Source organism: Nonomuraea deserti (assembly GCF_004348685.1).
GTDB lineage: Bacteria > Actinomycetota > Actinomycetes > Streptosporangiales > Streptosporangiaceae > Nonomuraea > Nonomuraea deserti.
In genome coordinates, this window is sequence record NZ_SMKO01000018.1 from 67,420 (window position 1) to 89,134 (window position 21,715).

At 71.2% G+C, this 21,715-nt stretch carries 16 protein-coding genes; 11 read left to right on the forward strand and 5 right to left on the reverse strand.

Annotated features, from left to right (window positions below):
• Positions 1 to 6 precede the first annotated feature (6 nt).
• Positions 7 to 792: a polysaccharide deacetylase family protein gene (locus tag E1292_RS10565; protein WP_132594509.1), complete on the forward strand. Its 786-nt coding sequence runs from the start codon at positions 7 to 9 to the stop codon at positions 790 to 792.
• 36 nt (positions 793 to 828) lie between these two features.
• Positions 829 to 1,479 (forward strand): DUF2461 domain-containing protein, encoded by a 651-nt coding sequence (locus E1292_RS10570; RefSeq protein ID WP_132594511.1) that lies wholly within the window; start codon positions 829 to 831, stop codon positions 1,477 to 1,479.
• A 127-nt stretch (positions 1,480 to 1,606) separates the two neighbouring features.
• Here the strand turns inward: E1292_RS10570 and typA are convergent, their stop codons facing one another.
• Positions 1,607 to 3,457: a translational GTPase TypA gene (gene typA / locus E1292_RS10575; RefSeq protein ID WP_132594513.1), complete on the reverse strand. Its 1,851-nt coding sequence runs from the start codon at positions 3,455 to 3,457 to the stop codon at positions 1,607 to 1,609.
• A gap of 172 nt (positions 3,458 to 3,629) precedes the next feature.
• Here typA and E1292_RS10580 point away from each other — a divergent pair, with 172 nt between their 5' ends.
• The 5 genes from E1292_RS10580 (at position 3,630) to E1292_RS10600 (ending at position 10,782) form a co-directional block, all read left to right on the forward strand.
• Positions 3,630 to 4,373: an AMP-binding protein gene (locus E1292_RS10580; protein ID WP_132594515.1), complete on the forward strand. Its 744-nt coding sequence runs from the start codon at positions 3,630 to 3,632 to the stop codon at positions 4,371 to 4,373.
• A gap of 128 nt (positions 4,374 to 4,501) precedes the next feature.
• Positions 4,502 to 7,018 (forward strand): LuxR C-terminal-related transcriptional regulator, encoded by a 2,517-nt coding sequence (locus E1292_RS52220; RefSeq protein WP_132594517.1) that lies wholly within the window; start codon positions 4,502 to 4,504, stop codon positions 7,016 to 7,018.
• Between the two features lie 56 nt (positions 7,019 to 7,074).
• On the forward strand, positions 7,075 to 7,503 hold the full coding sequence (locus E1292_RS10590; protein WP_165974472.1) for an AMP-binding protein: 429 nt from the start codon (positions 7,075 to 7,077) through the stop codon (positions 7,501 to 7,503).
• A 38-nt stretch (positions 7,504 to 7,541) separates the two neighbouring features.
• On the forward strand, positions 7,542 to 9,983 hold the full coding sequence (locus E1292_RS10595) for an ATP-binding protein (protein ID WP_132594521.1): 2,442 nt from the start codon (positions 7,542 to 7,544) through the stop codon (positions 9,981 to 9,983).
• A 10-nt stretch (positions 9,984 to 9,993) separates the two neighbouring features.
• On the forward strand, positions 9,994 to 10,782 hold the full coding sequence (locus tag E1292_RS10600; protein ID WP_246090040.1) for an alpha/beta hydrolase: 789 nt from the start codon (positions 9,994 to 9,996) through the stop codon (positions 10,780 to 10,782).
• A 313-nt stretch (positions 10,783 to 11,095) separates the two neighbouring features.
• On the opposite strand, the gene E1292_RS10605 is transcribed toward E1292_RS10600, so the two are convergent.
• Together E1292_RS10605 and E1292_RS10610 are read right to left on the reverse strand one after the other, a co-directional pair.
• Entirely contained in the window at positions 11,096 to 12,529 is a 1,434-nt protein-coding gene (locus tag E1292_RS10605) for an aldehyde dehydrogenase (RefSeq protein WP_132594523.1), read from the reverse strand.
• 123 nt (positions 12,530 to 12,652) lie between these two features.
• Positions 12,653 to 15,679, reverse strand: a complete 3,027-nt coding sequence (locus E1292_RS10610) for a M14 family metallopeptidase (protein ID WP_246090041.1) — start codon at positions 15,677 to 15,679, stop codon at positions 12,653 to 12,655.
• A gap of 203 nt (positions 15,680 to 15,882) precedes the next feature.
• On the opposite strand from E1292_RS10610, the gene E1292_RS10615 reads away from it, so the two are divergent.
• Positions 15,883 to 16,779 (forward strand): VldE C-terminal domain-containing protein, encoded by an 897-nt coding sequence (locus E1292_RS10615; RefSeq protein ID WP_132594525.1) that lies wholly within the window; start codon positions 15,883 to 15,885, stop codon positions 16,777 to 16,779.
• On the opposite strand, the gene E1292_RS10620 is transcribed toward E1292_RS10615, so the two are convergent.
• Complete coding sequence (locus tag E1292_RS10620; RefSeq protein ID WP_132594527.1) at positions 16,761 to 18,074, reverse strand: GH1 family beta-glucosidase; 1,314 nt, start codon at positions 18,072 to 18,074, stop codon at positions 16,761 to 16,763. The two genes, E1292_RS10615 and E1292_RS10620, sit on opposite strands and share 19 nt — an antisense overlap.
• A 76-nt stretch (positions 18,075 to 18,150) precedes the next feature.
• Here E1292_RS10620 and E1292_RS10625 point away from each other — a divergent pair, with 76 nt between their 5' ends.
• Positions 18,151 to 18,789: a TetR/AcrR family transcriptional regulator gene (locus E1292_RS10625; protein ID WP_132594529.1), complete on the forward strand. Its 639-nt coding sequence runs from the start codon at positions 18,151 to 18,153 to the stop codon at positions 18,787 to 18,789.
• 69 nt (positions 18,790 to 18,858) lie between these two features.
• Here E1292_RS10625 and E1292_RS10630 read toward each other — a convergent pair whose 3' ends face one another.
• Positions 18,859 to 19,782 carry an aldo/keto reductase gene (locus tag E1292_RS10630; protein ID WP_132594531.1) on the reverse strand — a complete coding sequence of 308 codons (924 nt, stop codon included), beginning with the start codon at positions 19,780 to 19,782 and terminating at the stop codon, positions 18,859 to 18,861.
• Positions 19,783 to 19,917: 135 nt separating this feature from the next.
• On the opposite strand from E1292_RS10630, the gene E1292_RS10635 reads away from it, so the two are divergent.
• Both E1292_RS10635 and E1292_RS10640 read left to right on the forward strand, forming a co-directional pair.
• Complete coding sequence (locus E1292_RS10635; protein WP_132594533.1) at positions 19,918 to 20,277, forward strand: MerR family transcriptional regulator; 360 nt, start codon at positions 19,918 to 19,920, stop codon at positions 20,275 to 20,277.
• A gap of 36 nt (positions 20,278 to 20,313) precedes the next feature.
• The coding region (locus tag E1292_RS10640) for a penicillin-binding transpeptidase domain-containing protein (RefSeq protein WP_165974473.1) at positions 20,314 to 21,715 on the forward strand (1,402 nt) is incomplete at its 3' end.

Genomic DNA, 21,715 nt, shown 5'->3' on the forward strand with positions numbered 1-21,715 from the left:
GGACGCATGCGCGGGTGGGCTCTGCCGCTGGCCCTGTTGGCTCTGGTGAGCTTCGCCACCCAGGTGGTGGTGCACGCCCATCCCCCGGCGCTCCCGATCGTGCCCGTCCAGCCGCCGCCGATCGAGCCCTCCGTCCTGGCCAGGCGGCTGGCGTCGATGCAGGCCGACTGGCCGCGCCACGTCGACTGCGCGCTGGCCAAGTGCGTGGCCCTGACCTTCGACGACGGCCCGGGCGAGCACACGGGCCGGCTGCTCGCCCTGCTGAACGCGCACGACGTCAGGGCGACGTTCTTCGTGGTCGGGGAGATGGTGGCCGCCGGCGGCAGGCGAGCCGTCCAGCGCATCGTGGCCGACGGGCATGAGATCGGCAACCACTCCTGGAGCCACCAGGCGCTGTCGGAGCTGACGCGGAAGGAGCTCCACCGGGAGCTGCGGCACACCGGCCGCCTCGTGCGCCGGCTCACCGGGGTCAGGATGCGGGTGATGCGGCCGCCGTACGGGCTGACGGACCGGCGCGTCGCGGCCGAGGCACGCCGCACGGGCATGGCCCAGATCCTGTGGAACGTCGACACCTTCGACTGGCGGGACCGGACGCCCAAGGTCGTGGCCAGGCGGGCAGGCCGGGCCTCCCCCGGATCGATCATCCTCATGCACGACATCCACCGCACCACCGTGAAAGCCGTGCCCGCCCTGCTCGACGCGCTCGAGAGAAGGGGCTTCACGTTCGTCACGGTCTCCGAGCTGTACGGGGACCGGGGCCCGGCGCCGGGGAGAAAGTACATGAGGCGGTGACCCGGGGCGTCCGGGCGGCGTGGCAGGCTTGACCACATGGGGTTCACCGGCTTTCCCGACGAGGCGTTCCTGTTCTACGAGGGTCTCGAGGCTGACAATTCGAAGACCTATTTCGGCCGGCACAAACAGCTCTACGAGGAGGCCGTGCGAGAGCCGATGCTGGCGCTCGCCGACGAGCTGGCCGCGGAGTTCGGGCCGGCGCAGCTCTTCCGGCCCTATCGTGACGTGCGCTTCGCCAAGGACAAGTCGCCGTACAAAACGCATCAGGGCGCTTTCGTCGACCTGATGCCGGGCATCGGGCTCTACGTGGAGCTGAGCGCGGCCGGGCTGTTCACCGCGGGCGGCGTCTACACGAAGGCCTCCGACCAGGTCGCCCGCTATCGCGCGGCCGTCGACGAAGACCTGTCGGGCAAGCCGCTCGAGTCGATCATCGGCTCGCTCGAGGCGGCCGGCTACACGCTCCACGGCGAGCGGCTGAAGACCAGGCCGCGCGGCTTCGACGCCGGCCATCCCCGCATCGAGCTGCTGCGGCACCGGTCGCTCCACGCGGGGATGCGGTTCGAGCCGGAGCCGTGGGTGCACACGCCGCAGGTGCGCGAGCGGGTGGCGCGCACCTGGCGCGACTTCGGACCCCTGGTCGAGTGGCTCTGCACGCACGTGAGAGGCAGCGAGCTGCCGCCCCGCTGAGCCGCCCTGCTGAGCCGCCCCGCTGGGGCCGCCCCCGGCTTGAGGCGCACCCCAGCGCACGCGTCAACCGCGGCCGGGGCCCGCTTCCACGATCGCCACCGACCGGCGCCCAGACGTTGGCGTCAGGTCACCCGCGCTTCGCGCGGGCCGCGGCGCGGCCGCGGATGGCGGCGTCGAGCACCACCTTGCGGATGCGCACGGCGTCAGGAGTGATCTCCACGCATTCGTCCTCGCGGATGAACTCGAGCGCCTGCTCCAGGGAGAGCACGCGCGGCGGGATCAGCTTCTCCGTCTCCTCGCTGGTGGAGGAGCGCATGTTGGTGAGCTTCTTCTCCTTGGTGATGTTCACGTCCATGTCGTCGGACCGGGAGTTCTCGCCGATGATCATGCCTTCGTAGACCTCGGTCGTCGGCGAGACGAACAGCGTGCCGCGCTCCTGGAGGTTGAGCATCGCGAACGCGGTCACCGGGCCGGACCTGTCGGCCACCAGCGAGCCGTTGTTGCGGGTGCGCAGCTCGCCGAACCAGGGCTCGTAGGAGTCGAAGACGTGGTGGACCAGGCCCGTGCCGCGGGTCTCGGTGAGGAACTCCGTGCGGAAGCCGATCAGGCCGCGCGCCGGGACCACGAACTCCATGCGGATCCAGCCGGTGCCGTGGTTGGTCATGTGCTCCATGCGGCCCTTGCGCACCGCCAGGAGCTGGGTGACCGCGCCGAGGTATTCTTCCGGGCAGTCGACCGTCAGGCGCTCGACGGGCTCGTGCACCTTGCCGTCGATCTCTTTGGTGACCACCTGCGGCTTGCCGACGGTGAGCTCGTAGCCCTCGCGGCGCATCTGCTCGACCAGGATGGCCAGCGCCAGCTCGCCGCGGCCCTGCACCTCCCAGGCGTCGGGCCGCTCGGTGGGCAGCACCCGGAGCGAGACGTTGCCGACCAGCTCCTTCTCGAGGCGGTCCTTCACCATGCGCGCGGTGACCTTGGAGCCCTTGACCTTGCCCACGAGGGGCGAGGTGTTGGTGCCGATGGTCATCGAGATGGCCGGCTCGTCGACCGTGATGAGCGGCAGCGGGCGCGGGTCGTCGGGGTCGGCCAGCGTCTCGCCGATCATGATCTCGGGGATGCCGGCGATGGCGATGATGTCGCCAGGGCCCGCCTCCTCGGCCGGCTTGCGCTCCAGGGCCTCGGTCATGAGCAGCTCGGTGATCTTCACGCGCTGGATCGTGCCGTCGGTGCGGCACCAGGCCACCTGCTGGCCCTTGCGCATGACGCCCTGGTGGATGCGGCACAGCGCGATGCGGCCGAGATAGGAGGAGGCGTCGAGGTTGGTGACGTGGGCCTGGAGCGGCGCGCTCGAGTCGTAGGTCGGCGCGGGGATGGTCGACTTGATGATGTCGAACAGCGGCTCGAGGTCTTCCGAGTCAGGCATGCCGCCGTCGTCGGGGCGCTCCATGGAGGCCCTGCCCGCCTTGGCCGAGGCGTAGACGATCGGGAAGTCGATCTGCTCCTCGGTGGCGTCGAGATCCATGAACAGCTCGTAGACCTCGTCGACGACCTCTTTGATGCGGGCGTCGGGGCGGTCGACCTTGTTGATGCACAGGATGACCGGCATCTTCGCCGACAGGGCCTTGCGCAGCACGAAGCGGGTCTGCGGCAGCGGCCCTTCGGAGGCGTCGACCAGCAGCACGACCCCGTCGACCATGGAGAGCCCGCGCTCGACCTCGCCGCCGAAGTCGGCGTGGCCGGGGGTGTCGATGATGTTGATGGTCATGCCGCCGTGCTTGACCGCGGTGTTCTTCGCGAGAATGGTGATGCCCTTCTCGCGTTCGAGGTCGTTGGAGTCCATGACGCGGTCGTCGACGTCCTGGTTGGCGCGGAAGGCCCCGGACTGCCAGAGCATGGCGTCGACCAGCGTGGTCTTGCCATGGTCGACGTGCGCGATGATCGCGATGTTCCGCAGGTCGTCGCGGCTGTTCAAAGGCATGATGAGGTCTCGCTCTGTGTCGTGGAGGCGGCCGCGCGAAGTCGCGACCCACTAAGTCTAATTGATCCCCTCTGATGGCGAGCGCGAGCGGGACGACGGCGGGCCTCACGTACATAGCCGGTTGCACAATTGTGCGCATGGCAATCTTGGCCAGGGTCCCTACATTAACGGCATGACCTGGACAGAGCTGGTGATGGCCGCGGCGCCGACACGGGGCGAACGGCCGGCGGTGAGCGATGTCCGGACAGGCGAGGTGCTGTCGTACGCGACGTTCGTCAAACGGGTCACCCGTGGCGCGGCGGGCCTGCGCCGCCAGGGCCTGGGCTACGGCGAGCGGGTCATCGTCAACGTGCCGCCCGGCGCGACGCTGCCGGTCGCGATCCACGCCGTCGCCTGGGCGGGCGGCGTCGCGGTGCTCGCGGCCTCCGGCTCCGCCCGCATGATGATCACCCAGCGCCACTACGACCCCGCCGCCACGCAGGTCGAGCAGGTCTACTCCTTCCGCCCGGTCGAGGGGGCCAAGCCGTTCGCCGAGCTGCTCGACGAGCGCAGAGTGGAGTTCGGGCCGCTGGCGGGCCCGGCGCTCACGTTCGACGGCCGGCGCGTGTTCGACCACGACGAGCTGGCGGGTGACCTGCGCAGGCTCGCCGCGCGGGTGGCGATCGCCAAGGACGACGTCCTGATCAGCGCGGTCAACGATCCGTTCAGAGGGCTGCGGGTGATCGACCTGGCCATGATGTCCGGCGCCCACGTCGTGGTCGCCCACGAGCCGAGCCTGGTCGGCTGCCGCGTGCTCGCCCAGGAGCGGGGCGCGAGCGTCGTCGTCGCGCCCTACGACCTGGCCAGGAGGCTGCTGGGCAATCCCGCGCTGCGCGTCGTCGACGAAAGGACGGTCGTGAGCTCGCTCGGCCTGTGATCCCCACGGCCACCGCTGCGTCCCCGGCCGGAGAGGACACGAGCGCGCGATCCGATGCGCGAGTCTCCCGGCGGGGAAAGTGCGACACTGTCGGAGAGTGTGATCCTTCTGCGATGCGGGGTGACCACATGTCTGAGCTGCCCCGGCACAACCTTCCCGCCGAGCCCAACCGGTTCGTGGGCCGCGAACGCGACGTCGGCGACCTGCGCCGGCTGATGGGCGAGACCCGGGTGGTGACGCTGTGCGGGGTCGGCGGCATCGGGAAGACCCGGCTCGCGCTGCGGGCGGCCGCCGGGCTGCTGTCCTCCTACCCGGGCGGCGTCTGGCTGGCGGAGCTGGCCGGGGTCGGCCGCCCCGAGCTCGTGGAGCGGGAGCTCGCCGGCGTGCTCGGCGTGCGCGAGGAGGCCGGCCGCCCGCTGCTCGACACGGTGGCGGCCAGGCTCCGCGGTCAGCCCTGCCTGCTGCTGCTCGACAACTGCGAGCACTTGGTCGAGCGGTGCGCGGAGGTGGTCGCGGCACTGATCGCGGCCTGCCCGCCGCTGAGCGTCATGGCGACCAGCAGGGAGCCGCTGCGCATCGCCAGCGAGCTGGTGTGGCGGGTGCCGCCGCTCGAGCTGCCGCCCGTCACGGGCCGTTCCGACGCCGAGTCGGTGCGGTTGTTCCTCGACCGCGCGGCCGCCGCCGGCACGCGGCTGGGCCCCGGCAGCCTGCCGGACGTGGCGCGCCTGTGCCGGGCGCTCGACGGGCTGCCGCTGGCCATCGAGCTGGCCGCGGCCCGTACGAGCCTGCTCAGCCCCGGGCAGATAGCCGACCGCGTCGACGACAGGTTCGCGTTGCTGACGACCGGTGGCCGTACCGCTCCCGCCAGGCAGCGCACGCTCCTCTGCACCGTCGAGTGGAGCCACGACCTGCTGTCCGCCAAGGAGCAGGTGCTGCTGCGCCGGCTGGCGGTGTTCGCCGGCCCGTTCGACCTCGACCTGGCCGAGCAGGTCTGCGCGGAGCCGCCGATCTCCGAGGTGGAGATCGTCGACCTGCTCGGCGGCCTGGTCGACAAGTCGCTCGTGCTCTGCGACGAGGGCCGCGCACGCTACTGGCTGCTGGAGACCATCAAGCGGTACGCCGCCGAGCGCCTCGACACGGCGAGCGAGCGGGAGATCCTGCGCGAGCGGCACCTCGACGCGCTCTGCGAGCTGCAGGAACACCATTTCGCCACCGAGCTGGTCGAGCCGGGCGTGCCCTGGGAGGGCCGGCTGGAGGCGCTGACCACGAGCCGGAGCCTGGCCGACGACCAGCGGGTGGCGCTCGGCTGGGCCGCCGAGTCCGGCAACCCGGCGCTGGGCCTGCGCCTGTGTGCCGCCGGCACGGCGCTGCTGCCCGTCGGCGGCAACCCGGCGGAGATCGTCGCCTGGACGGAGCGGCTGCTGGCACTCGACCTGTCGGAGGTGCCCGGCGAGCTGATCGCGCGGGCCGAGGCCTGCCTCGCGTACGGGCTGGAGGCGCGTGACGAGCTGGACCGCTCGCTGGAGGTGGCCGGGCGGAGCCTGGCCAGGCTGCCGCCCGGCGACGCGTTCACCCGCTGCGTCCTGCACAGCGTCATCGTCGTGGTGCTGCTGCGCATGGGCAGGCCCGACGAGGCGCTGCCGCACGCGCAGGAGTGCCTGGACCTGGCCACCCGGTCCGGCGACACCTGGAACCAGGCGGCGGGGCTGGCCGGGCTGTCGGCGGTGGCCCTGACGCGCGGCCGGCTGCGGGAGGCGCAGCGGCACGGCGAGGAGGCGCTCGCGCGGGCGCGCGAGCACGGTCACCGCTGGATCATGGCGCGGACGGCAGCCCAGCTCGGCTCGGTGGCCGAGGCCCGTGGCGACCTGGTGACGGCCAGGTCCCGCTACGAGCTGGCCGTTCCGTGGCTGCGGGAGCTGGGCGGCGACCTGGAGCTGGCGCGCTGCCTGGCCAGGATCGGCAGGGTGGCGGCGATGTCGCACGATTTCGGCGTCGCCAGGGAGCGGCTGGCGGCGAGCCGCGCGCTGGCCGGGGAGACGGGGCAGCGCCAGGACATGGCCCGCTGCCTGGCCGGGCTGTCGGTGCTGGCGGAGTGCGAGGGCGATCTCGCCGGCGCGGTGCTGGCCGCGGCCGCGGCCACCACAGTACGCGACTCGATCGGCCGGCGCCCGGCCGCGCCGGGCGACCCGAGCGGCCGGCACTCGGCCGCGTTGCGCGACCTGAACGGCCGGCACTCGGCCGCGCCGGGCGACTCGATAGGCCGGCACTCGGCCACGGCGCGGATCGAGGAGTTGCTCGGCCGGGCCAGGGCCCGGCTGGGAGAGGGCCGCACCACCTCGTTGTGGTCGCGCGGCCGGGCGATGGACTCTGACGACGCCGCGCGCCACGTGCTGGAGAGCGAACCGCTCGCGGCCGGGACACACGCGGTGACCGAGCCCGTCAGGCACTCGCTGCTGACCGCTCGCGAGCGGGAGGTCGCCGGGCTGCTCACCCGCGGCCTGTCCAACCGGGCCATCGCGGAGGAGCTGGTGATCAGCCCCGCGACGGTGGCGCGCCACATCGCCAACATCATGGAGAAGCTCGGCTACACCTCGCGGGCGCAGATCGCGGTGTGGGCCGCGGAACACCCCAGGGCTTCTGCATAGGGATCTGCATATTCCGCCCCATGCATGCACGAGACGCCCTCCCTACCGTTGGCCCCATGGATGAGCGCATCGTCATGGTGGACCCGGACACCGGCCTGAAGCTCACCGAGGAGCAGCTGGACGAGAGGTCCGCCATGGCGACCGTCCAGTTGCGGCGCAGAGGCGTACGCGCGGGCGACACCGTGCTCATCTGCCTGCCCGTCGGAGCCGACCTGATGATCGCGACGGACGCGGTGATCGCCGCGGGCGGCGTCGCCTGCCCGCTGCCCGCCGATCTCGACGTCGACACCCTCAGGTCCCGCATCCGGGAGAGCGGCGCCCGCGTGCTGATCTCCGAGGCGCCGCGGGCGCTGGAGGCGGCGGACGAGACACGCGTACGGATCGTGATGGGCGTCGCAGACCTGGGCGCTCTACCTCCCTATCCGATCCGTCGTGATTTCTGCACGCAAAGTGATCGCATCGAGCGCCGAAGCAGTGGAGACTGAGCGGGACGGACAGTCCCCGCGACCCCATGGGCCCCCACATGATGGCGCAAGTCCCGCACAATCTTCCCGCGGAGCCCAACCGCTTCGTCGGGCGCGCGCGAGACGTGGCCGAGCTGAGCGCGCTGGTCCATGAGGAGCGCGTGATCACGCTCAGTGGCGTCGGCGGCATCGGCAAGACCCGCCTGGCGCTGCGCGTCGCGGCGCGGGCGATGCCCGGGTTCCCCGACGGCGTGTGGCTGGTCGAGCTGGCCCGCATCAGCCGGCCCGCGCTCGTCGTCAACGAGCTGGCCGAGGTGCTGGGCGTGCGCGACGAGACGCCGGGGAGGCTGCTCGACGGCCTGCGGGTGCGCCTGCGCGCGGCCAGAACGCTGATCGTCCTCGACAACTGCGAGCACCTGGTCGAGCGGTGCGCCGAGCTGGTGGCGGAGCTGATCGCCGAGTGCCCAGGGCCGGCGTTCCTGCTCACCAGCCGCGAGCCCCTGCGCATCCCCGGCGAGCTGGTGTGGCGGGTGCCGCCGCTCGAGCTGCCCGACGACCACCACCCGGACGCCGAGTCCGTGCTGCTCTTCGTGGAGCGGGCGCTGGCCGCCGGCGCGCGCGGGGTGCCGGGCAGCATGGACGACGTCGTACGCCTGTGCCGCGCGCTCGACGGCCTGCCGCTGGCGCTGGAGCTGGCGGCGGCCCGCACCAGCCTGCTGAGCCCCGGCAGGATCGCCGACCGCATCGGCGACAGGTTCAGGCTGCTCACCACCGGCGACCGTACCGCCCCCGCCCGGCAGCGCACGCTCCTCGCCACCGTCGAGTGGAGCCACGACCTGCTCACGCCCGGGGAGCGGGTGCTGCTGCGCCGGTTGTCGGTCTTCGCCGGGCTGTTCGACCTGGAGCTGGCCGAGCGGGTGTGCGCGGACGGCGGCATCCTGCGCGGCGCCGAGCTGCTCGACCTGCTCAGCGCTCTGGTCGACAAGTCGCTGGTGCTCCACCCCGGCGCCGCCGGTCGCTACCGCCTGCTGGAGACCATCAAGCAGTACGCCGCCGAGCGCCTGGAGGAGGCGGGCGAGGCGGCACAGCTGCGCGACAGGCACCTGCGCGTGATCTGCGAGGAACTGGAGCAGTGCTACGGCGCCGACTCGCTCAACCGCGGGATGCCCTGGGCGGCGATCAAGCAGGCGTTCACCAGGGGGCGGTCCCTGCTCGACGACTGCCGCGCGGCCGTCGACCGGGCGGTGGAGTCCGGGCAGCCGGTGCTGGGGCTGCGGCTGGCGAGCACGGCCCTGGCGATCCAGGCCGTCCGCGGCGACCTCGGCGAGAGCGTCGGCTGGCACGAGCGGCTGCTCGCGCTCGATCTGTCGGGGATGCCGCCCGAGCTGGTGGCGGTGGCCAACGGCGGCCTGGCGTACGGGCTGGAGCTCGGCGACGAGCTGGCCCGCGCGGAGGAGCTCATCGTGCGGGCCGTCGAGGAGCAGAAGAGACACCCCTACACGCACTGGCTCGGCATCAACTACTGCGTGGCCCTGACCGTGTTCTTCCGCAGGGGGAAGAGCAAGGAGGCGCTGGCCTACCTCGACGAGCTGGAGGCCGCGGCCACCGACCACGACGACCTGTTCAACCTGGCCACCGTACGGATCGCCCAGCTGAACCTGGCGCTCTTCCAGGGTCGCCTGCGCCAGGCCCAGCGCTACGGCGAGGAGGCGCTGGCCATCGCCAGGAAGACCGGTCACCACTGGACCCTGGCCAGGGCGCTGACCCATCTGGGCGCGGTGGCCGAGGCCGCCGGAGACCTGGAGACGGCCATGTTCCACCACGCCTCGGCGCTGCCGCTGCTCGCGGACATGGACAATCGGATCGAGCTGGCCCGGTGCCACACCAAGATCGCCAGGGTGGCGGCCGGGCTGCGCGACTTCGCGACCGCCGGTGAGCACGTGGCCGCCGGCCTGGCCCTGAGCATGCAGACCGGCCAGCGGCGCGGGATCGTCCGCGCTCTCATGGCGCTGTCCGCGCTGGCCAGGGCGCAGGACGACATCGAGGGCGCGGTGTCGGCCGCGGCGGCCGCCACCGCGCTGCGCGAGGCCATCGGGCAGTTCGGCGCGCCCGGCCGCGTCCAGGAGCTGCTGGCGCTCGCCCGCGCGCGGCTCGGTGAGGGCCGGGTGGCGCTGCTGTGGGCCCAGGGCATGAAGCAGATGCCCGAGGAGGTGGCCGCCCGGGCGCTCGACCGCGCCCGATCCGGGGCGGCCGCGCCGGGGCCGGCGGGGTCCTCGGCGCTTCCCGGCCTGCGCTACGACGGGCTGACCGGCCGGGAACGGCAGGTCGCGGGACTGCTCACCCGGGGAATGAGCAACCGGGCCATCGCGCTGGAGCTGGTGATCAGCCCGGCGACCGTGGCCAGGCACGTCGCCAACATCATGGAGAAGCTGGGCTTCGACTCGCGCGCCCAGATCGCGGTATGGGCGGCCAAGCACGGGATGGACGCGGAGCGAACCTAAGCTCGTCCTCATGCCTTTCGCGCCCAACTTCCCCGTCATGCTGAGGACCGAGGACGGGGTTCGCATCGACGCCTCGCACACTCCCGCCAGGCTGCCCGCCGCCGGGGCCGATCCGGCGCCGTCAGGGCCCCTGGACGTCGGGATCGTGGTGGCGCACGGCTTCACCGGTTCGTGGCGCGAGCGGGCCGCGCGCCGCATCGTGCACGTGCTGAGCCGCTACGGCGGCGTGGTGGCGTTCGACTTCCGCGGCCACGGCCGTTCTGGCGGCCTGACCACCGTGGGGGACGCGGAGATCCTCGACGTGGACGCCGCCGTCAGGCACGCCCGGGTGGTCGGCTACTCCAGGATCGCGGTCGTGGGCTTCTCCATGGGGGCGGCGGTGGCCGTACGCCATGCGGGGCTGATGCGCGGCGTGGACGCGGTGGTCGCGGTGAGCGGCCCCGCCCGGTGGTACTACCGGGGCACCAGGCCGATGCGGCAGGTGCACTGGGCCATCGAGCGGCGGGCCGGCCGGCTGGCGGCCCGGCTGGTCAAGCGCACCAGGATCGCTCCCGGCGCGTGGGACCCGATCCTGATGCCGCCGCACGAGGCCGCCGGGCTCATCACGCCGGTTCCGCTGCTGATCGTCCACGGCGAGGCCGACGCGTTCTTCCCGGTGGAGCACGCGCACCAGCTCCACGACGGCGCGCGCGAGCCGAAGGAGCTCTGGATCGAGCCGGGGTACGGCCACGCGGAGACCGCCGCCACCCCTGAACTCATCGGCAGAATCGGCAAATGGATCTCTTCGAACTTTTCGTGAGTAATACACGTCTACCTAGGGCGGATGGATAAAAACCGCCGGGAGAAAGTCCCTGGGGACGGAAGCCGTCGTGACGGTGACCATGGGACATACTTCAGTAGTCAGGCGGTCGCCCACCGTGGCTCGCCGCCGGCGGATCACCATGGGTAAGGCGATCCGCACTTTCAGTGCCTCCATCGGGTGGATCACCGTGGGGAGTGGGGTATGCACTGTGAGTGGCGGGGTCTGCACCTAGCGTTGCGGGGGCGCGCTGGGTGCACATCCCGCACGACGAGGGCCCCGCGGCCGGCCGCGGGGCCCTCATTCCGTCCGGTCAGCCGAGCCGGGCGATGGTCTTGTACTCCAGATAGCCGTTGAGCCCCTCCGGGCCGAGTTCGCGGCCGATGCCGCTGGCCTTGTAGCCGCCGAAGGGCGCGTTGGTCTCCAGCATGTAGCAGTTGACGCCGTACGTCCCGGTGCGGACCTGGCGGGCCACTTCCATGCCGTGGTCGGTGTCGGCCGTCCACACCGTGCCGGCCAGGCCGTAGTCGCTGTCGTTGGCGATGCGGACGGCGTCGGCCTCGTCGTCGTACGGGATCACGGCCAGGACCGGGCCGAAGATCTCCTCGCGGGCGATGCGCATGTCGTTGGAGACGCCGGCGAAGACGGTGGGCGCGACGTACCAGCCCCGGTCGTACGGCCGGTCGAGGCCGCCGACCACGATCTTGGCGCCCTCCTCCATGCCGATCCTGATGTAGCCCTCGACGCGTTCCTGCTGCCGCTTGGCCACCAGGGGGCCGATGCCGGTCGCCGGGTCGGCGGGGTCGCCGACGGGCTGGGAGCCGACCATGTTCGCGATGGCGTCCACGACCTCGTCGTAGCGGTTGCGCGAGGCCAGGATGCGGGTCTGGGCCACGCACGCCTGGCCGTTGTTCATGAGGCTGGCCATGGACAGGAAGCCCATGCCGGCGGCCAGGTCGGCGTCGTCGAGGATGATGGCGGCGGACTTGCCGCCCAGTTCCAGGCTGACCCGCTTGAGCTGCTCGCCGCAGATGGCCGCGATGCGCCGGCCGGCCGCCGTCGAGCCGGTGAAGGCCACCTTGTCGACGCCCGCGTGCGAGACCAGGTGCTCGCCCGTCTCGCGGCCCGCGGGCACGATGTTCAACACGCCCGCGGGCAGGCCCGCCTCGACCGCCCACTCGGCCAGCAGGTACGCGTCCAGCGGCGTCTCCGGCGCCGGTTTGAGCACGACCGTGCAGCCGGCCAGCAGCGCGGGCGCGAGCTTCGTCATCGTGACGAACTGCGGCACGTTCCACGGCACCACGGCCGCCACGACGCCCACGGGCTCCCTGCGCACGGTGAGCGGGCCGAACAGCCCCGGCCGCTCCTCCTCCTGCTGGAACGTCTTGCCGAGCTCGGCGTAGAACTGCAGCATGCCGAGCGGCTGGGGTGCCTGCGCGAGGTTGGAGAAGGTGATGGGCGAGCCCATCTCCTCCGTGATGAGCTGGGCCATCTCGCCCTGCCGCTCGTTGTAGATCGCGGCCAGCCTGCTGATCACCTCGGCCCGCTCGGCGAACGTCATCCGGGGCCACGGCCCGTGGTCGAACGCCTGCCTGGCGGCCGCGACCGCGCGCTCCACGTCCTCGGGCGTGCCGTCGGGCACCCGGCCGACGACCTCCTCGGTGTGCGGGGAGATGACGTCTATCGTCGCGGTGCCCGCCGGGGCCACCCATTCGCCCCCGATGAACAGCTTGTCGTGCTGGCGCATGTCGTGAGCCTCCTGCTTGACCGAATGCTTGGTTGCCCTGGGGATGCCTCAAGGTGACCGAACCATGTTCTGGACGCGCACGCAAGAGGGGTGCGGCCTGTGCGCCGCACCCCTCCGCCGCTGTCAGCGAGGATCGCCGAGCAGGTGCCGCATGGACCGTCCGACCAGGTCGGTACGCGCGTCCTCGCCGATCGCGCTCTCCGCGCCGAAGCCCAGGTAGACGGTGTCCTTGGTGACGACTCCGCCCCCCTCCTCGAAGAGCTGGTCCGTACGGAACCAGGTGTTGATCGACGGCGCCGAGCCCTCGGGCGGGTCACCGACGCTCCAGCCGCCGAGGTCCGCCTCGAACGAGGTCTCCTCGGCGACCGCGCCGTCCAGCGTGAGCGCGAAGTCGTCGAGGAAGACCCCCGCGCCCTGGGTGGCCCAGTCGGTGACGTACGAGACGGAGACCTCGACCTGCTTGCCCGCGTACGGGGTCAGGTCGATCTTCCACTGCTGCCAGCCACCCGAGTTGCCGGAGGCCGCGTGCCACGCGCCGGACGTGCCGGCCGGCTCGCAGCCGGCGCCCTGGTAGCGCTGCGTGAACGGGTGGATCGTGCGCCAGCCGCCGCTGTTCTCCGTCCTGCAGCTGTCGCCGGTGTCCTGGGAGGTGTGCCCGTTCGCGTCCGGCAGCGTGGTCCAGTCGTCGCCGCCCGCCGTCCTGGCCTCCACCGTCAGGAAGTCCCAGGCGCTCTCGGTGTCGTACGACGTCCAGAACGACAGCTCGCCGCCGCTCTTGCCGGTCAGGTCGACGGTCCTGGTCAGCCGCTTCCACGAGACGTCGGCGATGCCGCTGTAGACGTCCCAGGAACCCGAGTGCGGGTCGAACGGGCCGCCGGGCCGGGCCCACTTGACCGGAGCCGAGCTCGCGAAGCGCGGGAACCGGTCGGCGGGCAGGATCGCCGAGGTCGCCACGAACGCGTTGGTGTGGCCCGGCTCCAGAGTCGCCTCGAAGCCCTCGAACGCGCCGGCCGCGCCCCGCAGGGCGAACGGCTGCCCGGTGCCGTGGTCGGTGCCCCCGTCGTCGAAATAGACGTAGGCGCCGAGCCAGTACTGCTGGAAGTCGTTGAACACCGGGATGCAGGGCGGGTCGGCGGGTTCCGTGCACTCGGGGTTCTCCGGCTGATCCGGCTCGTAGAAGTACAGGCCGTTGCCGTTGGCCGCGTACGACGCGTACTTGCCCGCGTGCAGCAGCTTGCCGCCCTCGTTCAGGTAGTCGCGGACCGCCAGCTCGGTGTCGACGCCGGCCTTGGACGTGGTGCCGGGCACCTGGCCCTCGGAGCGCGGGATGACGTCGTCGCCGGTCTCCCAGACCACGGCCTTGTAGTGGCTGAGCACGCCGAGCGGGTGCGGGGCCTCGCGGCCCATCCGGTCCAGGTCGTACACGTCGGAGGAGTAGCCGGCCGCCTTCAGCGCCGCGGCGTACTCGCCGGCGTACTTCGCCTCCGTGCCCTCCTGGTCCGGGCTGACGCCGGTGACGTCCTCGGCGGCCAGCACGAGCACCTTGCCGCCGATGTCGTCGGCGACGGTGTAGGTGAAGCTGTCGCTCTTCCTGCCGATCGAGGAGAACCAGACCTTCACCTTGTCGCCGGGCCCGGTCGCGGTGATCTTGCCGCGCAGCCGGTGGTAGTAGCGGTCGTAGCCGTCGCCGTAGCGCTCGCCGCCCTTCCATTCGCGCGTCGGGGCGACGCGGGTACGGCCGCCGTTGACCTGGTAGTTGAGGAAGACCGGGCCCAGCCTGCGCTTGGCGTTGACCTGGACGACCTGGTTCTTGCCGTGGCTGACCTCGAACGGGTCGAGCACGAAGTCGGGGGTCTTGTTGCCCAGATGGCTGACCGGCTCGACCGGGTCGACCGCGGATCTGGCCACGTCGAGCGCGAACGGCAGGCCCTTCTCGAACTCCGCCTGCACCAGCGCCTCGTCGTCCGGGAAGACGAAGCCGCAACCGTCGCAGCCCTCGTTGAGCTCGGGCGTCCACGACAGCGTGCCGTAGCGGAAGTGCGCCTGGTCGTTGGTGTCGCCGTTGGTGGTGTACAGCTCGGCGCCGAGGTCGGGGTCGAAGCCGGGGACGGCGGGCTCGGCGTCGTCGCCCGTGAGCGCCTCGTAGATCGGGTTGTCGGCCGTCTCCGTGGCGATTTGCACCCCGATCGGGTAGAGCAGCAGCGGGCCGTACGAGTGGTAGTTGAGCTGCATCTCGAACCTGACCCGCCGCAGCAGGCCGTCCATGGCTCTGGTCTCGGGCTCGCTGGCCGGGCCCGTGCCGCGGTAGGTCTCGCTGCTGGGGATGCTCGACGAGCCTTCCTCGTCGTAGTGGAAGTTCGTGGGGAAGTTCCGGTTGACGTCGACGCCGTCGGCGCCGGTGATCCGGCCGTCGCCGTTGTTGTCGCGCAGGTTCTTGCGCCACAGGCGGTTGCCCTCGGTGAACGTGAAGTCGTAGCCGTCGGGGTTGGCCACCGGCACGAACCACAGCTCGGTCCTGTTGAGCAGGTCCCTGAGCGCGCGCTTGTTGGCGATGACGTACTTCAGCAGCCGCATGTCGACCTCGGTGGCGATCCACTCGCGGGCGTGCTGCGTGGCCGAGAAGAGGGTCGAGGGCTTGATGCCGTCGGGCAGCAGTCGGGCGCCCCTGGTCACCTTGACGGCCAGGATGTCCTGGCCCTTGAGCGTCTTGCCGATGGACTGGAGCTCGACGATGTCCCTGTTGGCCTTCGCGATGTCCCTGAGCTGGTCGGCGATGCCGCCGGGCTCGGAGTAGGACCGGTAGACGGTGTAGCCGCCGGCCGCCTGCGCCCTGGCGGCCTCGAGCTGGCTCTGGCCCTGCGGGTTGCGTACGGGTGCGGGTTCGTGGCCGAGCTTCTCCAGCGTGCCGAGGTCGTCGTCGGCGGCGGTCAGCTCGATGTGCTCCTTGCCGTCCCTGATCTCGTGCTGGACGACGTCGAAGCCCTTCTCCCTGAGGGTCTGGGCGGTGCCCGGCGGGCTGTCGAGCTGGTAGAGCTCGATGCGGTCTCGGGCCGGCAGCGGGTCCACGGACGCCTGCGCGGGCGCGGTGGCCACGAGGGACGTGCCTAAGCCGAGGATCACGGCGGCGGCGAGGATCGATGATCGAGACACGGGTGTCTGCCCCTTCGCAGAGACGAGTTCGCCGTCATCTTGACGTTTGGAGCGATCTATACAAGGCCCAATCTGCTTGCTCGTCCGATGTTGGACAAATGCCATGAATCATCGCCAAAGGTGCGGCAGTTCGGTCGTTCGGATGACAGAGATCAAGATCATCTTCTATAGTTTCGGTCCGTCTATGAGGGGAGGGGACGGGTGTGAGGATCTGGCGCTTCGCCGTTCTTGTCACCGTCCTCGCCGGGCTGCTCGGCCTCCAGCCTGGACAGCCGGCCGCAGCCGATCCCTCCCCCGCCGAGCTGCGCAAACTCACCAAGCAGGCGGCCCGGCTCAGCGAGCAGTACCGTGGCCAGATCCAGATCCTGGAAGAGATCAGGATCCAGGCGAAGAAGGCCACCGACACCTCCGGCGACCTGGCGGCCAAGCTCAAGGCCGCCCAGGCCGAAGTGGGCCGGATCGCGCAGACCGCCTACATCCTCGGCCCGCTCGACAACTTCCGGCTGATCACGCCCAACGAGGACCCGTACAAGATTCTGGGCCAGGCCGCCAACATGGGCTACATGGCCAACGAGCGCACCGAGCGGGTCAGAAGCATCCAGAGGCTGATCGAGAAGCACAAAGAGGCGAAGCTCAAGGCCAACGAGAAGATCGAGAAGCTCCGCAAGGAGATCAAGGCCATGCAGGGCAGGCGGCGCGAGATCCAGCGCCTGCTCTCCAAGTACGGCTTCCAGCAGCCCGGCGGGTCAGAGGGCCTGACACAGCGCATGGTCTCGGTCCGCGCGGAGATCATGCAGAACTTCCCCATGAAGTACGGCGTCGGTTGCCTGCGCCCCGGCGACCCCGGCGAACACGGCAAGGGCCGGGCCTGCGACTTCATGATGTCCAGAGGCGGCACCATGGCCACCGGCGGCGACGCGGCCAACGGCGACGCCCTCGCCGCGTGGCTCATCAAGAACGGCGCCCGGCTCGGCGTGATGTACATCATCTGGAAGCAGCGCTACTACGACATCCGCTCGGGCGGCGGCTGGGACCCGATGTCCAACCGGGGCGGGGTGACCGCCAACCACTACGACCACGTTCACGTGTCGGTGTTCTGACCCGCGAGAAACTCCTTCAGCCACGCGTACGACGCCTTCGGGGTGCGGCGCTGGGTCGCGAAGTCCACGTGGACGAGGCCGAAGCGCTGGTGGTAGCCCTCGGCCCACTCGAAGTTGTCCAGCAGCGACCAGACGAAGTAGCCGCGCACGTCGACGCCCTCGGCCATGGCCTGCCGCATCGCCTCGATGTGGCCCCGCAGGAACGCGATGCGTTCGGCGTCCTCGACCGTGCCGCGCTCGGTCGGCACGTCGTCCTGCGAGCAGCCGTTCTCCGTGATGAGGATCGGGGGGAGGGCGGCGCCGTACCGGGATCGGAGGCCCGTGAGCAGCTCGCGCAGGCCGTCGGGGACGACCGGCCAGCCGAAGGCCGTGGTCGGATGGCCGGTGATGCCCGCGTCGGTGAACGGCAGCCCCTCGGCCGTGGGGGCGGCGATGCGGGTCGGGTGGTAGTAGTTGATCCCGAGGGCGTCCAGGGGCTCGGCGATGGTCTCCAGGTCGCCGTCCTGGAGGAAGTCGAGGGCGGCGGTGTAGGCCGACAGATCCGGATATGTGCCGACAAGCACGGGGTCGTTGAACAGGCGGTTGTGCAGGGCGTCGTACGCGTCGGCGGCCTTGACGTCGGCCTCGTCCGCCGACGCCGCCCTGACCGGGGTGCAGTTGTTGGTGAGCGCCACCTGCCGGGCCCCGGCCGCCCGCAACGCCCGCACGGCCAGGCCGTGGCCGAGCAGCTGGTGGTGGGCGGCCGGGAGCGCGTCCGTCATGAGAGCCTGGCCGGGGGCGTGCACGCCCATGGCGTAGCCGAAGGCCATGTGCACGAACGGCTCGTTCAGGGTGATCCAGAGCGGGACACGGTCGGCCAGGCGGCGGGCGGCGACCGCGGCGTACTCGGCGAAGCGCTCGGCTGTCTCGCGGCTCATCCACCCGCCACGGTCCTGCAGCGCCTGCGGGAGATCCCAGTGGAACAACGTCGGCACCGGCTGGATGCCCGCCGCCAGCAGCGTGTCCACGAGCCGGTCGTAGAAGTCGAGCCCCTTCTCGTTCACCGCGCCCGAGCCCGCGGGCTGCACGCGCGGCCAGGCGATGGAGAAACGGTAGGCGTTCAGCCCCAGACCCGACATGAGCGCGACGTCCTCGCGCCAGCGGTGGTAGTGGTCGCACGCCACGTCGCCGGTGTGGCCGTCTCGCGTCCTCCCCGCCTCGTGCGCGAACGTGTCCCAGATGGAGACGCCCCTGCCGTCCTCGTGGACGGCGCCCTCGATCTGGTAGGCCGCGGTGGCCGTGCCCCACAGGAACATTCCAGGCTCTCCTCGCTCACGTTACCGAGCCACGGTAATGGACCTTTCCTGCCGGTAATAGGACAGGATGGTGACCATGACGAGTACCTTGCGCCGCCGTCCCGCCCAGCGCCGCAGCGTGGAACGGGTGGAGCGGATGCTCGACGAGTGCGCGCTCCTGCTCGACGAGGTCGGCTACGACGCGCTGACCACGAAGGAGGTCGCTCGCCGGGCCGAGGTGCCGATCGGTACCTTCTACCAGTTCTTCCACGACAAGCAGGGCCTGGTGCGGGCGCTGGCCAGGCGCAACCTGGAGGCCTTCCTCGGCCGCATCACCGAACGCGTCGCGACGGCCGACCTCTCGCACTGGACCGACCTCGTCGACCTGGCCGTCGACGAGTTCGTCGACATGAAGCGCACGACCCCCGGATTCTCGGTGATGGACTTCGGCGAGGTGCTGGTCACCACGGGCGGGGTTCCGGTGGAGGGGAGCAAGCAGGCGCTCGACGGCACCCACGAGAACAACGCGGTGGTGGCCGACCGGCTGCGCGGGCTCACCCTCGACCTCCTGGACGCTCCCGTCGGCCCCGGCCTGGACCGGGCGCTGCTGGTGGCGGTCGAGGCCACGGACGCGGTGCTCAAGCTGGCCTTCAGGACCGATCCTCGCGGCGACGCGGGACTGATCGCCGAGTGCAAGCAGCTCGTCCATCGCTACCTCGCCGACCACCTCCCCTGAGCGGCACCCCCTTGACGGCGGAGGCGATCCGGCGGCGGCCGCCTCGCCGTGGGGCGTGCGGGCGGGACGTCAGGCGGGGGAGTTCAGGCGGGTGCGGAGGTCCTGGTCCAGCTTGAGGTCGGCGGCGCCGATGGCCTCCTCGAGCTGGGCCGTCGTGGAGACGCCGACGATGGGGACGATGCCGTCGGCCATCAGCCAGGCGAGGACGACCTGGTTCGGGGTCGCGCCCAGCTCCCCGGCGACCTCGTGGAGCACGGCCAGGCGCCGGGTCGTGCCCGGGTGGTGGTAGATATCAGGCAGGGGCCGGTCAGGGCGCGTGTACGCGCCGAACATCAGCGTGTTGTACGCCCACAACGTCATGTCCGGCTCGGCGGCCAGGTAGTCGAAGGTCTCGTCGGAGGCCAGCGTGTGCCCCGACTCCGCCGGCCTGGTGAGCGGCCGGGGCCGCAGGTAGGTGTGCCGGAGCTGGACGTAGGTGTAGGCGATCCAGTTGTTCGCGGCGGAGACGTTCCTGGCCCGTTCGAGCCGCCAGGTCGCGATGTTGCTCGCCCCCGCCGCGCGGACCTTGCCCTGCCGGGCCAGCTCGTCGAACGCCCCCAGGGTCTCCTCCAGAGGGACGGAACGGTCCTCGATGTGCGACCAGTACAAATCGATGTGGTCGGTCCCGAGCCTTCTGAGGCTGCCTTCCGCGGCCCTGGCGATGACGGGGGCGGACAGGCCCTCGGCCGAGTCGAGGGTGATGTCGCCGGGTACGGAGGGCCGGGCGCCGGCCTTCGTACTGATGAAGACCTCGTCGCGGTTGCCCCGCGCGGCCAGCCACTTGCCGATGGCCAGCTCGCTCTCGTCGCCCGTGCGGCCCTCCACCCAGAACGGGTAGTTGTTGGCCGTGTCGAGCATGGTGCCGCCCGCCTCGTGGAACCGGTCGAGAATGGCGAAGGTGTCCCGCAGGTCGACGGTCGTGCCGAACGGGATCGTGCCGATGGCGATGTTCATGGGGCTGACTCTGAGAGCTGGAGCGCACTCCGTGTCAAGCCCGCGCGGACCGGTTGACCTGGAGTGCGCTCCAGGTGGAATGCTGGGGTGTGTGGAGCAGCGTCACGAGCGAACCCGGCCGGCGGAGGAGGGCACATGAGCGTGTACACACCCGCCCAGGTCGTGCAGGAAACCGGCTTCAGCATCGACACCCTGCGCTATTACGAGAAGATCGGCCTGCTGGAGCGCGTCGGCAGGAACGCGGCCGGGCAGCGCCGGTTCAGCCAGGAGGACATCGGCTGGCTGGGCACGCTGCGCTGCCTGCGCGACACGGGCATGCCCATCGCCCAGATGCTCCGCTTCGCCGAGCTCGTACGCGCGGGCGACCACACGATCCCCGACCGCATCAAGCTCCTGGAGGAGCACGACGACCAGGTGCGGGCGCAGATCGCGAACCTCGGCGAGCGGCAGAGCTACATCCGTAACAAGATTTCCTACTACCGCAGCCTCATCTAGCCAGGCCTTTGCGCCCCGGTTGGTAGACCCAGATGCATGGCATCGTGGGCGCGGCGGATCGACATCCCGCTCCGCCGCGTCGCCACGTCGTGCGCGGCCATGCTGTTCGTGCTGCTGGCGCACGTGACGCTGGTCCAGGCGTTCGGCTCGCACAGGCTCAACGCCGACCCCAGGAACGAGCGGCCCCTGATCGCCAGGTTCGAACGTCCACGCGGCGACATCCTCACCTACGAGGGCACGCCGGTCGCCGTCAGCCGCCCGACCGGCGAGGGCCCGTACCTCTACCGGCGCGTCTACCGGCACGGCGAGCTGTACGCGCCCGTCACCGGCCACGTCTCCCTGTCGGGCTCCACCGGCATCGAACGCGCGCAGGACGCGGTGTTGTCCGGCGACGACGCCAAGGTGAGGGTGCAGTCGCTGGTCAGGGACGGTGTCGTGGAGGGGGCCGACGTCCGGCTGACGATCAGCGAGCGGGCGCAGTGGGCGGCCTACCAGAGCCTCAAGGCGACCGGGGTCCCGGGCGCGGCGGTGGCCATCAGCCCGGCGACGGGGGCGATCCTGGCACTGGCCAGCTACCCGGCCTACGACCCCAACGCCCTGACCACCTTCGACCCCGACCGGCTCGCCGAGACGGCCAGGCGGTTCCGCGACGCCCCGGCGCGGCCGATGGTGAACCGGGCGCTGCACCGGCTGTATCCGCCCGGGTCCACGTTCAAGCTGGTCACCACGGCGGCGGCGCTGGCCTCCGGCGAGTACACCCCGTCGACCGTGGTGGCCGCACCCGCCCGGCTGCGCCTGCCCGGCACCCCCATGTACGTGGACAACGGCGACCGCTGCGCGCAGGAGCGGCCGACGCTCGCGTACGCGTTCATGGCGTCGTGCGACACCGCGTTCGCCGGCATCGGGCTCCAGCTCGGGCAGGACCTGCTGCGGGACCAGGCCGAGGCCTTCGGGTTCAACGCGACGGGCCTGACGATCCCGCTGGGCACGACGCCGAGCAGGTACCCGGTCGCGATGGACCGGGCACGGACCGCGCTGTCCGCGATCGGCCGCCACGACGACCGGGTGACGCCGCTGATGCTGGCCATGCTGTCGGCGGCCGTGGCCAACAACGGGGTGCTGATGCGGCCGTACCTGGTGGAGGAGCAGCGGCTGCCGGACGGCTCGGTGATCGGCCGGGCCAATCCCACGCCCTACCGCACGGCCGTGTCGCCCATGCTGGCGAGATACCTGGCGGCGATGATGACGACGGTCACGCACGCGGGCGGCCCGGCGGCCATTCCCGGGGTGGAGGTCGCCGCCAAGTCCGACACCTCCGAGAAGGGCGTGGTCACGGGCGATCACGCGCTGGTGACGGCGTTCGCGCCGGCGGACGCGCCGGAGGTGGCGGTGGGGGTGGTGCTGGAGCTGTCGCTTATACACATCTTAGCCTTCCGAC

What these genes read in the sequence shown, in the direction of transcription:
- E1292_RS10565 (WP_132594509.1), top strand. Translation starts at nt 7, where the DNA reads ATGCGCGGGTGGGCTCTGCCGCTGGCCCTGTTGGCTCTGGTGAGCTTC.
- E1292_RS10570 (WP_132594511.1), top strand. Translation starts at nt 829, where the DNA reads ATGGGGTTCACCGGCTTTCCCGACGAGGCGTTCCTGTTCTACGAGGGT.
- typA (WP_132594513.1), bottom strand. Translation starts at nt 3,457, where the DNA reads ATGCCTTTGAACAGCCGCGACGACCTGCGGAACATCGCGATCATCGCG.
- E1292_RS10580 (WP_132594515.1), top strand. Translation starts at nt 3,630, where the DNA reads ATGACCTGGACAGAGCTGGTGATGGCCGCGGCGCCGACACGGGGCGAA.
- E1292_RS52220 (WP_132594517.1), top strand. Translation starts at nt 4,502, where the DNA reads ATGTCTGAGCTGCCCCGGCACAACCTTCCCGCCGAGCCCAACCGGTTC.
- E1292_RS10590 (WP_165974472.1), top strand. Translation starts at nt 7,075, where the DNA reads ATGGATGAGCGCATCGTCATGGTGGACCCGGACACCGGCCTGAAGCTC.
- E1292_RS10595 (WP_132594521.1), top strand. Translation starts at nt 7,542, where the DNA reads ATGATGGCGCAAGTCCCGCACAATCTTCCCGCGGAGCCCAACCGCTTC.
- E1292_RS10600 (WP_246090040.1), top strand. Translation starts at nt 9,994, where the DNA reads ATGCCTTTCGCGCCCAACTTCCCCGTCATGCTGAGGACCGAGGACGGG.
- E1292_RS10605 (WP_132594523.1), bottom strand. Translation starts at nt 12,529, where the DNA reads ATGCGCCAGCACGACAAGCTGTTCATCGGGGGCGAATGGGTGGCCCCG.
- E1292_RS10620 (WP_132594527.1), bottom strand. Translation starts at nt 18,074, where the DNA reads ATGTTCCTGTGGGGCACGGCCACCGCGGCCTACCAGATCGAGGGCGCC.
- E1292_RS10625 (WP_132594529.1), top strand. Translation starts at nt 18,151, where the DNA reads ATGACGAGTACCTTGCGCCGCCGTCCCGCCCAGCGCCGCAGCGTGGAA.
- E1292_RS10630 (WP_132594531.1), bottom strand. Translation starts at nt 19,782, where the DNA reads ATGAACATCGCCATCGGCACGATCCCGTTCGGCACGACCGTCGACCTG.
- E1292_RS10635 (WP_132594533.1), top strand. Translation starts at nt 19,918, where the DNA reads ATGAGCGTGTACACACCCGCCCAGGTCGTGCAGGAAACCGGCTTCAGC.